At 61.9% G+C, this 11,857-nt stretch carries 15 protein-coding genes; 5 read left to right on the top strand and 10 right to left on the bottom strand.

The genetic code is table 11. From position 1 onward, the window contains the following. The coding region (locus BGN91_RS06430) for a DnaJ domain-containing protein (protein ID WP_292611561.1) at positions 1-692 on the bottom strand (692 nt) is incomplete at its 3' end. 84 nt (positions 693-776) lie between these two features. After that, the gene (locus BGN91_RS06425) at positions 777-1,547 is read right to left on the bottom strand and encodes a VWA domain-containing protein (protein WP_292611559.1); all 771 of its coding nucleotides are present in this window, start codon (positions 1,545-1,547) and stop codon (positions 777-779) included. Between the two features lie 220 nt (positions 1,548-1,767). Between BGN91_RS06425 and panC the strand changes: the two genes are divergently transcribed. Beyond that, positions 1,768-2,619, top strand: coding sequence for a pantoate--beta-alanine ligase (gene panC, locus BGN91_RS06420; RefSeq protein WP_292611557.1), 852 nt, complete (start codon positions 1,768-1,770; stop codon positions 2,617-2,619). A 45-nt stretch (positions 2,620-2,664) separates the two neighbouring features. On the opposite strand, the gene BGN91_RS06415 is transcribed toward panC, so the two are convergent. From BGN91_RS06415 to BGN91_RS06400, 4 genes are all read right to left on the bottom strand, one after another. After that, positions 2,665-3,102, bottom strand: coding sequence for a DUF1489 domain-containing protein (locus tag BGN91_RS06415; protein ID WP_292611565.1), 438 nt, complete (start codon positions 3,100-3,102; stop codon positions 2,665-2,667). Between the two features lie 25 nt (positions 3,103-3,127). After that, positions 3,128-4,072, bottom strand: a complete 945-nt coding sequence (locus BGN91_RS06410; protein WP_292611556.1) for a hypothetical protein — start codon at positions 4,070-4,072, stop codon at positions 3,128-3,130. Positions 4,073-4,301: 229 nt separating this feature from the next. Beyond that, a complete protein-coding gene (locus BGN91_RS06405) occupies positions 4,302-4,505 on the bottom strand; it encodes a hypothetical protein (RefSeq protein ID WP_292611554.1) in 204 nt (67 codons plus the stop codon). Between the two features lie 258 nt (positions 4,506-4,763). Next, positions 4,764-5,420: a glutathione S-transferase family protein gene (locus tag BGN91_RS06400; protein WP_292611553.1), complete on the bottom strand. Its 657-nt coding sequence runs from the start codon at positions 5,418-5,420 to the stop codon at positions 4,764-4,766. A 92-nt stretch (positions 5,421-5,512) separates the two neighbouring features. Here BGN91_RS06400 and BGN91_RS06395 point away from each other — a divergent pair, with 92 nt between their 5' ends. Continuing rightward, entirely contained in the window at positions 5,513-5,782 is a 270-nt protein-coding gene (locus BGN91_RS06395) for a DUF3253 domain-containing protein (RefSeq protein WP_292611551.1), read from the top strand. A gap of 13 nt (positions 5,783-5,795) precedes the next feature. Here the strand turns inward: BGN91_RS06395 and BGN91_RS06390 are convergent, their stop codons facing one another. The 3 genes from BGN91_RS06390 to BGN91_RS06380 all read right to left on the bottom strand — a co-directional run bounded on the left by BGN91_RS06390 (position 5,796) and on the right by BGN91_RS06380 (position 7,942). Beyond that, a complete protein-coding gene (locus BGN91_RS06390) occupies positions 5,796-6,599 on the bottom strand; it encodes a YdcF family protein (protein ID WP_292611549.1) in 804 nt (267 codons plus the stop codon). Between the two features lie 86 nt (positions 6,600-6,685). Next, positions 6,686-7,504, bottom strand: a complete 819-nt coding sequence (locus BGN91_RS06385) for an aldo/keto reductase (protein WP_292611548.1) — start codon at positions 7,502-7,504, stop codon at positions 6,686-6,688. Positions 7,505-7,594: 90 nt separating this feature from the next. After that, positions 7,595-7,942, bottom strand: coding sequence for a helix-turn-helix domain-containing protein (locus tag BGN91_RS06380; RefSeq protein WP_292611547.1), 348 nt, complete (start codon positions 7,940-7,942; stop codon positions 7,595-7,597). Positions 7,943-8,067: 125 nt separating this feature from the next. Between BGN91_RS06380 and BGN91_RS06375 the strand changes: the two genes are divergently transcribed. Together BGN91_RS06375 and BGN91_RS06370 are read left to right on the top strand one after the other, a co-directional pair. After that, a complete protein-coding gene (locus BGN91_RS06375; RefSeq protein WP_292611563.1) occupies positions 8,068-8,907 on the top strand; it encodes a polysaccharide deacetylase family protein in 840 nt (279 codons plus the stop codon). A gap of 37 nt (positions 8,908-8,944) precedes the next feature. Continuing rightward, on the top strand, positions 8,945-10,237 hold the full coding sequence (locus tag BGN91_RS06370; RefSeq protein ID WP_292611546.1) for a polysaccharide deacetylase family protein: 1,293 nt from the start codon (positions 8,945-8,947) through the stop codon (positions 10,235-10,237). A gap of 354 nt (positions 10,238-10,591) precedes the next feature. Here the strand turns inward: BGN91_RS06370 and BGN91_RS06365 are convergent, their stop codons facing one another. Further along, the gene (locus BGN91_RS06365) at positions 10,592-10,816 is read right to left on the bottom strand and encodes a hypothetical protein (protein ID WP_292611545.1); all 225 of its coding nucleotides are present in this window, start codon (positions 10,814-10,816) and stop codon (positions 10,592-10,594) included. Positions 10,817-11,073: 257 nt separating this feature from the next. Here BGN91_RS06365 and BGN91_RS06360 point away from each other — a divergent pair. Next, the coding region (locus BGN91_RS06360) for a DNA topoisomerase (RefSeq protein WP_292611543.1) at positions 11,074-11,857 on the top strand (784 nt) is incomplete at its 3' end.

The following is an 11,857-nucleotide window of genomic DNA, read 5'->3' as shown; positions in this document are numbered from 1 at the left end:
TCCTTGGCCTCGTTTACACGGGCCGCCAGGTACGTCGACCCCCCCTGGTCGGGATGCAGTTTCTTCATGAGCCCTCGATGCGCGCGCCGGATATCGTCCCCGCTCGCCCCCGGCTGCAAGCCAAGGATCTGGTAAGCCTCCTCGTCCGTCATTTTACCGCCCGTCGGCGCGTGACGTCGCCCCCCTGCCGGATCGCCTTGCGCGTTCTGACGCCAGGCGGGAAACCTGCGGTCCAGGTAACTTTCAAGTAAAGCACAGCTCTCGGCATCGAAGCTCGTCATCATTGCGACGAGTTGCGGCAGGTCGAAATCGTCAAGCGAGCGGCCGGCATCGGGCCCGACAAGGATCCATCCGCCGAGACGGCCGCTGTCGTGATCCAGGACCATCTCGAGAAACTGCGAGCGCACCTGGGACGTTTGTCCCCCCGCGTTCGGTGTCCCCGAGCGGAAAACTCTGCCGAAGAACGACGCAAAGGACGGCGACCAGCCCAGAAGCGTGGCGCCGAAAATCCCGAGGGGCAGCGCTATCGCCACTTCTCCCTTGATGCCGACGAAGACCGCCACCGCAAGCGCAATAATGCCCCCTGCGAGCCTGATGGCCCGGGCAAGCACGGCCGGGTTTGCCGCCCGGAGTAATTGAAGCAGCAAATATAGGAAAAGAAAGGCGACGAGGCCCAAGATCAGAGTCGGCATGGCGGATAGATAGTATGTCGGCGCAACCGGCGAAAGCGATTGTTGGCGGCGGCGGTTACTGCGGCATACGAAATACCAGGCGCATCATGGCGCTACCTTCATTTGTCCCAGAAGCTGGGTCGCGCTGGCGGTGGACAGCCGCCGCAACGCATCCCGGCCGCCCGCGGCATAGGCCGCGGCCGCTCGAAGCAATTCACGCAACTGGGCTGCCGCACCGGGGTCGAACCGGCACCACGCGCCGCCGGTCAGCCGTGCGATATCACGAAACGTCTTCTCCGCAGTCGCATCCCGCCCTTCCTGGAACATGAACACGGGTATCTTCAGCAGCCCCAATTCGCCGGCCGTCGCGCAGAGATCATCGGCCGATTCCTCCATTGCGTCACCAACGAACACCACCGCCTTGATGCCTGACTCAACCGCTTCGCTGCGCGCGTGCGAGAGCACTTTGCCAATTTGAGTGTCGCCGCTGCGGCAATCGATCGTACTCATCAACCGTGCCAGCTTCTTGCTGTCGGATATCCAGCCGCTGGAGCGACACTCGTTGGGGCCGCGATAGTAGGTCAGGCGGATGTCGAGGCTGCCGATAGCGGCGGCTTCGCGAAACATGTCGGCCTGAAGGGCGCAGGCCATGTCCCATGTCGGCTGCCGGCTCATGGTCGCGTCGAGAGCAAACATCAGCCTGCCGCGGCTGCCCGCGGCATAGGGCGACATCGCGCGCGCCTTGGCCACGAACGCAGCAATATCGGACGCGGTCGATGGCTTTACGTCAGGCAGCGGCGCGTTTCCGCCGAGTGATGTGCTCCGGCATACGGACGGGTCAGCAGGATATTTTGGCGGCAGCGGATCGCGGGACATCAAGACTCGCACGAATTTAAACACACAATGTGGCGCAAACGACGGACGATTCAATACGCCTCAATACGTCGCGTGCGGGGCCGACGGGCAAACCGACGGAATCCTGCGTCAGTTTCCATTCCTATTCGGAAGTTTTCAACCCGGGAGATTCCTCCCATTGTTGTCGAGATGTATGCCATATACACATGACATATAAGGCAAAAAATCGTAACGAGGAGCAATGCCCCGCGCGCCCGTTGTTGCCCGTACCCTTCCCTCGCTGCGCCGCACCCTGGAGAGCTTGCGAACGCGCCGGGCGACCGTCGCTTTGGTGCCGACCATGGGCGCGCTTCACGACGGGCACCTGGCGCTGGTGCATCAGGCAAAACGGCGCGCGTCAAAGGTTGTCGTCTCGATTTTCGTCAACCCAACCCAGTTCGCGCCGCACGAAGATTTCGGATCGTATCCGCGGACCTGGAAAGCCGACATCGCCAAACTCACGCAGGCGCAGGTCGACCTGGTCTGGAATCCGGACGTCGGCACGATGTACCCAGCGGGCTTCGCGACGCGGATATTGACCGAAGGACCGGCGACGGCAGGTCTTGAAGACCGTTTCCGGCCGCATTTTTTCGGCGGCGTCGCGACCGTCGTCGGCAAGTTGTTCACACAGTGCCGGCCGGACGTCGCCCTGTTCGGCCAGAAGGACTATCAGCAGCTCAAGGTCGTGACGCGAATGGCCGCCGATCTCGATCTCGGCGTGAAAGTGATCGGAGTTCCGATCGTGCGCGAGCGCGACGGGCTCGCGATGTCGTCGCGCAATGTCTATCTGTCGACCGCGCAGCGCGCCGTAGCGCCGATGCTTCATCGCGTCATGAAGGAAGCCGCCAAGCGTTTGCGGAACGGCGGCAATCTCGAAACCGTCATGGCCGACGGGACGAAAACAATCGGTGACGCAGGCTTCGCGCTGGACTATTTCGAGGCGCGCCATGCTGAAACGCTGGCTCCGATCCGCTCGCTAAAAGACGGACCGGTCCGCCTTCTGGTCGCGGCAAAGATCGGAACGACACGCCTGATCGATAACATCGGCGTTTAGTTGAATCAGAGTTTGGCACCAAGGCATCCGCCTTGCTTGTTACCGTTACAGCAACCCGAGATCGCGCAACTCGCGCCGCAGCGGCTCGGGCATCGCGGCGACACTCGCCGCATTGCTGCCGAGGTCGGGAGGCGCATCAGCGGCGGACAGATAGCGCCAGCCCTGAAACGGGCGCATCGGACGCGGCCTGACGGCGATCACCTGTGGTTTCATGACGATGCGGCACCGGCCGATACCATCGGAATCGCGGAACGGCTCGATTCCGATCAGTTTCTCCCGGGCAGCGATTTCACCCTTGATGACCCAGTAGAGAGAGCCGCCCGCGAGCAATTCCTCGTCGCGCTTCGGCGTCATCCGGGTGATGTGGATGTGGTGACGCGGCAGGCCCTTTCGCTTGGCCTGTTTCATGCGGTCGGCGATCCAGCCCCTGAGGTCCTTCACGGAGTCGCAACCGACCGCCAGCTTGACGAGATTGAGGTGCATGTCAGCCACGCCTTCGAACAGTCCGCTAATTCTGCTGCGTGCTCGCCGGAGGTGGTTCGGGCGTCAGGCGAACCGGCGCCACCGTGTGTGCCTTGGGCGCGGCCTTCGGGGCGGCCTGCTTCTTGGCAGGAGCCGGACGGGGCTTCGGAACCGCTTGCGCGGTCGCGGCGGGCGGGGCCGGCGGTGGTGACTGCGTCGCCGTCCCTGTCGGCGGTTCAGGCGTCATGATGCTGACCGGCGGAATCGATGCGGAGGACGGAAACTCGGCGTTGGTCGGTTTGCCCGTCGGCTCCGATCCGAGCGGCGGCGGCATGCCGGCCTCCGCGGCCTTCGCCGTTTCCGCCTGCGCATTCCACGACGACGCATAATGCGTCACAAGCTTCTCGTAGGTCCCCTCCTCCATGTTCGCAGCGATATGGTTTCGATCGGTCAGCAATTGAAAGGCGGCGCAGTCGGAGGGCTGGCAGTGATCGCGGGATACGAGCACATGGGCGACAAGACCATAGCGATCGCGTTCGATTGCCCGCCGTAGCGCCTGCAACTCCGGCGGCATGCTGCCGGCAGCCTCCCCGAACGATCTCAGTCGGCTGATTTCGGATGCGGTGTAGGACACGGCGGCGGCCACCGCATCCGGCGTACCGAACAACGCCTTCTCGCAGGCGACCTCGACCACATCGCCGGCAAGGCCGTCGATGCAGGACAATGCCGGCATCGCGACGTTGACCGGAACGGACGGATTTTTCGACGCGAACGCCTCAGAACCGCCGCTACGAATGGTGGCGGCGGCCGCTACTCCGATCGCAAGCAACGTGATGACGGTCAGAACAACATTCGCAACCGATTTGTCGGCGCGAACCAGCGTCAGAAGGACGAGGATTGCGAAAAATGCCGCCGCCGCCAGCGTCAGCCACATCGGGAACGGCGAGGAACCCCAGAATTGATCGAGTGATGTTGCCGACGCCCAGTTCATACGCGATTGTCCCTCATGCCGAGTAGGAGCAGCATAAAACGCAATCGACGAATGCCAATGCGGATTCCCAGGTTATTCACTGACCCGGGAATGCGGCAAAATCAGTCCGGAGGGGTCCGCCTCAGACGGCTTCAAGACAAGCCCTGGTCGGGGTCAGGGAGGACCTTGATCCAGGAAGTTCAGAGAAACCTTACTCAGAGAAACCTTGGCTCAATCGTGACGGGAGGTTTTAGCCGGCCGCAAGCTGACTTTCTTTCGCGACGCGCTCGAAGGCCTCGGCCGAATTCTTGATACGGTACTGACAGTCGTCGCCGTCGGTGGGAAGCAAACGGATCACCTCATAGGTGCCGCTCGCAGCCGGCCTCGCCACGTTGCTCGCGGTGAAATAGACCGTTTCTCCAACGAGAAATTTATGCTTCAACGCCTTCTCCATCACACAACGCCCCACACCAATCCGCCCGGGTTCCTCGATACGCCGGTCAAGATTTCGTTACGTATAGCATGCGGCGGCGAGTTTTGGCCAGCCATAAGAGCAGGCCGAAACCGCGAAATTTTGCAGATTTTCCAGTAATGTAATGCGTTTTGGTTGCCGGAAACGAATCCACGCGAGTGTCGGTTGTGGCTCTATCCCAACACGGCACAGGAAGGGCCTCGCCGGCGGGGTGCCCTGGCCGAGAAGGCCGACGCGCGTTCAATCGGCTTCCAATCTCTCGATCACGCCGGTTTCCGCGAGCCCCTGCTCGGTCCACTGCTGAAAAGCCGGAAACGACATCATGGCATCCATGTACGCTCGCACCGGCGGCGTCACGGCGATCGCATAGGTCCGGAAGCGATGCACCACCGGGCCATACATGGCGTCGGCCGCAGTGAAGGTTCCGAACAGGAACGGGCCGGCCTGCGCGGACCGCCCACGGCAATCGGTCCAAATCTCCTGGATGCGAGCGATGTCGGCTTGCGCATTGTCGGAAAGCGCTTTCGCGCGAACCGGCCGATGCAGGTTCATCCCGCACTCGCTCCGCAGTGCCGCAAATCCCGAATGCATTTCCGCCGAGATCGACCGTGCGCGGGCGCGGTCCGCCCGGTTCGCTGGCCACAAACCCGTCTCCGGAAACCGTTCGGCAAGGTATTCGATGATCGCGAGCGAATCCCAAACCGTCACGTCGCCATCGATCAGCGCCGGAACCTTGCCGGAAGGCGTCACGTCAAGAATGCGTTTTTTGTCGGCTGCGCCGGTGTAGAGCGGAATCGATCTTTCTTCGAATGCAATGCCGCTGGCCTTGAGCGCCAGCCAGGGCCGCATCGACCATGACGAATAATTCTTGTTCCCGATCACCAGCATCAGCGTCATTCGGTTTCACTCCCATGCCGCCCGTCGAAGGAAGGACCGCATTGGACACTTCCTCTTGCAGAGCAACTACCATTGCGTCATGGCATCAGCCCATGATCGCACAAGATTCGCAGCCAGCGCCCTCGCTCGAAGAAAGCATTCTCAAAGTCCTGACGCGAGACGTCAGCAGGACACTGAGCGCGCCGGAGATTGCGCAGGCGATTGCCGCCGAATCCGATTGGCACGCTCTGCTGATGCCGATCCGTCGTGCAGCCGTGGCTTTGGCACAATCCGGACGCCTCGTGATCTATCGCAAAGGCAAGCCGGCCGATCCGCTGGACTTCCGCGGCGTGTACCGGTTGGGCTTGCCGCGGCTGGATTGAGAGCGCGCGCCGCCTATGGCGGCCGAGGCGCCGGCAACAACCTATCGCTGCGCCCGGCCAGCCAATAGGCAATCAGACCCACCCATTCATGCACGGCAGTATCGCTGGAGGCGAGGCCCGCGCTCAGCCTGCCGAAAGGCCGTGAGGCATCGACCCAACCGCGCGTACGCCAATCGACCGGATAGGCCTCGACATCAAAGCCCGCCTTGCGGAACACGCCGATCGACCGCGGCATGTGATATGCCGACGTCACCAACAACCAGCGTTCGCCGGGTTTCGGTGAAATCAGCTTGCTGGTGAACCGCGCGTTTTCGTCGGTCGTGCGGGAGCCGCTTTCAAGAACGATACGCTCAGGCGATATTCCCAAGGTCTCCAGCAGCCGCCCGGCGATCGGCGCCTCGGGGACGAAGTCCGCGATCAGATTCCCACTTCCGCTGCTGTAGACGATACGCGCTCCGGGAAATCGCCGCGCCAATTCGAGCGCTGCAATGACCCGCTCCGCCGATCCGTTGGTTTCGACTGCACCACGGGCGGCAGATATTCCGGGATCGATGGCTCCGCCGAGGACGATGATGCCGGCCGGATCGCGTCCATCGTACTGCCATGCCGGGAAACGATCCGACAATGTCAGCAGCAGCACGTTCCCGGCAGGCGAATATCCGAAAACCAACAGCGAGACGATACCGACCGTCAGCAGACTTGCGCCGGCGCGATGGCGTTTCAGCAACAGCAGACACAGGCCCAGACCGGAGACGATCGCGATCGCGTTCGACGGCAGCGTGACAAATCCGATGATTTTGGCGAGCAGGAAAAACATGCAATCAGCCGGCAAGCAAAGGGACGTCCTGCATGCGCGAGCGGTGCGCCGAAATCAACCGCCGCGGTTCATTGCGCGGTTGAAAGCTAGTCCCATTTCGGAGCAAATCCGAAATCCGTCAGACGCCCTTTGGCGCTGCCCATCGCCGATATCCGCGCCATCTCGTCATCGCTCAGCGTGAAGTCGAAGATCTCGATGTTCTCCGAGAGCCGTTCTATCCGCGATGTCCGCGGAATCGCCGCCACGTTTTGCTGAACGAGCCAACGCAGGCAAACCTGTGCCGCCGTCTTGCCGTAAGCAGCCCCTATCCGTCGCAAGACGTCATCGGTCTTGATGCGTCCCTTGGCGATGGGACTGTAGGCGACCAGCGCCATGTCGTGGCGGCGGCACGCTTCCAGCACTTTGGTCTGGTCGAGATAGGGATGATACTCGACCTGATCGCAAACCAGAGGCTCCGGACAGAGCGCGACCGCCTCCTCGATCAATGCGACGGTAAAATTCGACACGCCGATGTGACGCGCCATGCCGAGCCGCCTGACGTTGGCAAGCGCGCCCATGGTCTCGGATAGCGGAATGCGCGGATTGGGCCAGTGCAGCAGCACCAGGTCGATTTGCGCCAGGCGCAATTGCCTGAGACTTTCCTTGACGGACCGCTCGAGATCGTTTGGCGCGAAATGCGTGGTCCAGACCTTGGTGGTGACGAAAACAGCGTCACGATCGATACTGGACGCGCGCAGGCCCTCCCCGACCTCGCGCTCGTTCTCGTACATCTGCGCGGTATCGATATGACGGTAGCCGAACCTCAGCGCCTGCTCGACAAGACGTGTGCAGGTCCGGCCGCGAAGCTCCCATGTGCCCAGTCCGATGGCCGGAATGCGCGCGCCATTGGCCTCAACGTACTGCATCGCAAACCTCCTCCGGCGATCACACCGAGGGTAAGCTGAACTTTGCGCGAATTTTATGCCGCCGCAGGGACCGCCAAGCGCGGCCGAATCTCAACCGGCCGGATATCCGTCCAGGGCAGCGAATACGGTTTCGGGCGCGCGCGCAATGACCGCAAGAAGCGCGCGTGCGGGTCCGCGTGGCATCCGCTTGCCCTGTTCCCAGTTCCGGATGGTTTCAACAGGGACACCCAGCCTTGCTGCGAATTCGACCTGGGTCAGGCCCGCCCGCCGACGCAGGCTTCTGACCTCGGGTTCTGTAGCGGCCGTCGCAGGCCCCGCAATGAGAGGGTCCGGAGCGGAACTCGCATTCGCGACGGGCATCAATGGCGCCAGCGGAAACTCCCGCCCATCGCGAATCTCCACGATCCGTCCGTCCGCTTTCAGTCGCAATCGCTGCATGACCAACCCCACGATTCGGACGAGGGTCGATGATCCGCGTTAAGGCGCGGTGAACGGTTGGAGCCATATGGCCGCCGATAAGCTATACTCGACGTGGCGATACACACGTTATGAGCCACCGCAGCATGGGCAAGTTGAGGGTTGCACTTCTCCTTCTTGTTGCATGGACCGTCCCGGCATGGGCCGGCGACTGCCCGCGCCCCGGAACGCTCGGTACGTCGCGCACCCTCGAGGTCGATGCCACAAGGTATCCGCGTGTCGGCCTCAAGAGCTTTCCCCAGACGCTCCCGCTCGAGGACAAGGAAGTGGTCCTCACCTTCGACGACGGGCCGGCGACAACGACGCCCCGCATTCTGGATGCGCTCGCGCGCGAATGCGTGCTTGCGACCTTTTTCCAGGTCGGCAGGAATTCGCAGGGGATGCCGGGTATCGTCAGGAAAGCCGCGGCGCTCGGCCATACGATGGGGCACCATAGTTGGTCGCATCCGCACCTCAATGCGATGAGCCTTAAAGCAGCCACCGACAATATCGATCGCGGAATCGTCGCGGACGAAACGGCCCTCAACGGGAAGGCGACGAATGTCCCGCGCACGCCGTTTTTTCGCTTTCCGTACTTCGAGTCGACGCCTGAACTTCTCGCAATGCTTCAAGCGAGGGGAATCGTCGTGTTCGGCGCCGATTTCTGGGCTAGCGACTGGCTCCCGATGACCCCGCAGGATGAATTGAAGCTGATTACCGGACGGCTCAAGGCTGCGCGGAAGGGCATCATCCTGTTTCACGACATTCGCGCGCAAACCGCCGCCATGCTGCCCGATTTTCTCAAATACATGCGGGTCAACGGCTACCATGTGGTGCATGTCGTTCCGAAGCCCAAAGGCGTTGAAAAGCATGCCGACGCAAATGACATCGCGTCGGCTGTCCCACCTGTCGACGAGTTAAGGGGGCGTTCATCGCCCGACGAGTAGTTTCGGCACCGGATTGGCGGCGCGAAAGTATGTTCGAATGACAGAGACGTTGAACCGAAACTGGCTGAAGCCACCGCGGATTCTTTGCGCCGGTCTGCTCGCCGCCACTTTGGAACTCACGCCACTCCCCGTTTTGGCCGCCGACTGTCCCGGTAATCCCGACGCCCTCGGAACCTCGCGGACGCTGGTCGTGGACCCGCGCGAACATCCCCGTATCGGCAGCATGCAATATCCGGAGACGTTGCCGCTCAGGGACCACGAGGTGGTGCTGACCTTCGATGACGGCCCCCTGCCGCCGCACAGCCTCCAGGTCCTCGATATCCTGGCGCGGGAATGCGTGAAGGCAACCTTCTTCACGATCGGCCGGATGGCGCACGACTATCCGCAAGATCTACGCCGCGTGCTGGCGGCAGGCCATTCCATCGGCACCCATTCGCAAAACCATCCGCTCAGCATGAACCGGATGCCGATCGAACGGGCGCGACAGGAAATCGACGACGGCATTGCCTCCGCTGCAGCGGCTCTGGGCGATCCTGCAGCGCTGGCCCCGTTCATGCGCATTCCCGGCCTGTTGCGGGCGAAAGATGTCGAGGATTATCTGGCCTCGAAAGGTATTCAGGTCTGGAGCGCCGATTTTCCGGCGGACGACTGGCGACACATCTCGGCCGATCGCGTTTACCAGCTCGCGATCAGCCGGATCGAGGCCAAGGGCAAAGGCATTTTGCTGTTACACGATATCCAGGCGCGGACGGTCGCCGCACTGCCAAGGATTCTCCGTACCCTGAAGGAGCGCGGCTACCACATCGTCCACGTGGTGTCGGCCACGCCCGATCGGCCGGCGACCCCGACATCGCCGCAGGACTGGCAGGCGCATCCGGCGTCCGAGGCGGTCACTTCGACACATTGGCCGAAGGTACCGCGCTTCAGCTTCGCCAACACCGGCATGCTGCCCGCTCCCGCTATCTCGGATTCCGGCTTGCGCGACGGCAAGCTGTTTCTTTTGCCAGAGGCATTCAGCAGTTCACGCCGTTTCGTGCGGGGCACCGTGCCAGTGCCGCAGGCGTCCCCATGGCCGCGCCGGTCGGCGTTGGCCGAAGGTCCTGCGACCGACACCTTTCCCGTACCGGCGCAGAATATCTTCGCAATTCCGGAAAAATCCGCAGCGCCGCTGAAGGCTGTCGTTTCGCTCCCGCATCACGCTAAACCAAGCGTCCGCGCAAGCCGTCGCGTCGATGAAGATGACAGCGTGCAGTCGATTTCCAGCGACGCGAGCGCCGCGAAGCGCACCATTCCCGGAAGCTTGCCCGTGCTGCGGCCCGGTTTTCACTAATGGGGTGTTGAAAAATCTCTGTCGTCATTCCGGACGCCGCGCAAGCGGCGATCCGGAATCCAGAAATACGAAGAAAATCAGTGTGGCTGGATTCCGGGTTCGCACCTTCGTTGCGCCCCGGAATGACGGTTGGAGACTTCTTCAACAGCCTGCCAGAGCATGATCCCGAAAAGTGGAAACCGGTTTTCGGAAAAGATCATGCTCAAACAAAAGGATAAGCGACGAGTCTGATTCAACTCAGGTGAAACAGACTCCAACTGACTTTCCGCTTTTGACGGAAACGGGAATCAGAAGCGGGATTTCGTGATTTTCTGTACGTCCTTCAAGCGACCTAAGCTAAGCCACTCGGCTCGATCAGGTCTGCTCGCGCGCCGCGCGGAGCCGGACGATGTCCTCAGCTTCCATCTGCGCCATCTCCAACAGGAAGCCAAGGGTATCCAGGCGATGGCGCCGGGCGATCAGTACGAGATCGGCCGCCGCCGCCGCCAGATAGCGCGCCGCTTCCTCAGGACCACCGTCGCCGGCGGGCTCGCCCGCAGGGTCGCCAAATTCTTTTTTCCGGCCTGGTCGTCCCCTCATCCAGGATACTCCTCTCATCATGACCCCACACCATCATGATCCAAGTGGAAGCTGTATCTTGGCCTTACCACCCTCCATGCGTTCACAACTATAAGTAAAGAATCATAAAAAATACAACTATAATGATGAGATGAACTCCCGACCTTCACACAAGTCTATTTGACTTAAGGACGCGCTGCACCCATGTTCGCCCCGAAACAGCCGGGGCATTCCTGAGGGAACCAGCTCCGAGCTTTTACGTAAACTATTGGAATAACATGAATATCGTCATTGTCGAGTCGCCCGCAAAGGCCAAGACGATCAACAAGTATCTCGGCGCGTCATATGAGGTTCTGGCATCGTTCGGACACGTCCGCGACCTCCCCGCCAAGAACGGGTCGGTCGATCCGGACGCCAATTTCCAGATGATCTGGGAGGTCGATCCGAAGGCCGTCGGCCGACTCAATGACATCGCCAAGTCGCTCAAGGGCGCCGACAAGCTCATCCTCGCCACCGACCCCGATCGTGAGGGCGAGGCAATCTCCTGGCACGTGCTCGAGGTGCTGAAGCAGAAACGCGCGCTGAAGGACCAGAAGATCGAGCGCGTTGTCTTCAACGCCATCACCAAGCAGGCCGTCACCGACGCGATGAAGAATCCGCGCCAGATCGACGGTGCCTTGGTCGACGCCTACATGGCGCGCCGCGCGCTCGACTATCTGGTCGGCTTCACCCTTTCTCCGGTGCTGTGGCGCAAGCTGCCCGGCGCGCGCTCGGCCGGTCGCGTGCAATCGGTCGCCCTGCGGCTGGTCTGCGACCGCGAACTCGAGATCGAGAAATTCGTGCCCCGCGAATACTGGTCGCTGATCGCGACGCTGGCGACGCCGCGGGGTGAAGCCTTCGAGGCCCGCCTCGTCGGCGCGGACGGCAAGAAAATCCAGCGACTCGACATCGGCAGCGGCGCTGAGGCCGAGGATTTCAGGAAGGCGATCGAAGCCGCCAACTTCACCGTTTCGACCGTCGAGGCCAAACCGGCGCGCCGCAATCCGCAGGCGCCCTTCACCA

This window comes from Nitrobacter sp. 62-13 (assembly GCF_001896955.1).
Taxonomy (GTDB): Bacteria; Pseudomonadota; Alphaproteobacteria; order Rhizobiales; family Xanthobacteraceae; genus Nitrobacter.
This window is presented reverse-complemented; position numbering and strand designations above follow the sequence as displayed.

Coding starts and splice junctions, on each gene's coding strand:
- BGN91_RS06425 (WP_292611559.1), bottom strand. CDS start 1,547: ATGTCCCGCGATCCGCTGCCGCCAAAATATCCTGCTGACCCGTCCGTA.
- panC (WP_292611557.1), top strand. CDS start 1,768: ATGCCCCGCGCGCCCGTTGTTGCCCGTACCCTTCCCTCGCTGCGCCGC.
- BGN91_RS06415 (WP_292611565.1), bottom strand. CDS start 3,102: ATGCACCTCAATCTCGTCAAGCTGGCGGTCGGTTGCGACTCCGTGAAG.
- BGN91_RS06410 (WP_292611556.1), bottom strand. CDS start 4,072: ATGAACTGGGCGTCGGCAACATCACTCGATCAATTCTGGGGTTCCTCG.
- BGN91_RS06405 (WP_292611554.1), bottom strand. CDS start 4,505: ATGGAGAAGGCGTTGAAGCATAAATTTCTCGTTGGAGAAACGGTCTAT.
- BGN91_RS06400 (WP_292611553.1), bottom strand. CDS start 5,420: ATGACGCTGATGCTGGTGATCGGGAACAAGAATTATTCGTCATGGTCG.
- BGN91_RS06395 (WP_292611551.1), top strand. CDS start 5,513: ATGATCGCACAAGATTCGCAGCCAGCGCCCTCGCTCGAAGAAAGCATT.
- BGN91_RS06390 (WP_292611549.1), bottom strand. CDS start 6,599: ATGTTTTTCCTGCTCGCCAAAATCATCGGATTTGTCACGCTGCCGTCG.
- BGN91_RS06385 (WP_292611548.1), bottom strand. CDS start 7,504: ATGCAGTACGTTGAGGCCAATGGCGCGCGCATTCCGGCCATCGGACTG.
- BGN91_RS06380 (WP_292611547.1), bottom strand. CDS start 7,942: ATGCAGCGATTGCGACTGAAAGCGGACGGACGGATCGTGGAGATTCGC.
- BGN91_RS06375 (WP_292611563.1), top strand. CDS start 8,068: ATGGGCAAGTTGAGGGTTGCACTTCTCCTTCTTGTTGCATGGACCGTC.
- BGN91_RS06370 (WP_292611546.1), top strand. CDS start 8,945: ATGACAGAGACGTTGAACCGAAACTGGCTGAAGCCACCGCGGATTCTT.
- BGN91_RS06365 (WP_292611545.1), bottom strand. CDS start 10,816: ATGAGGGGACGACCAGGCCGGAAAAAAGAATTTGGCGACCCTGCGGGC.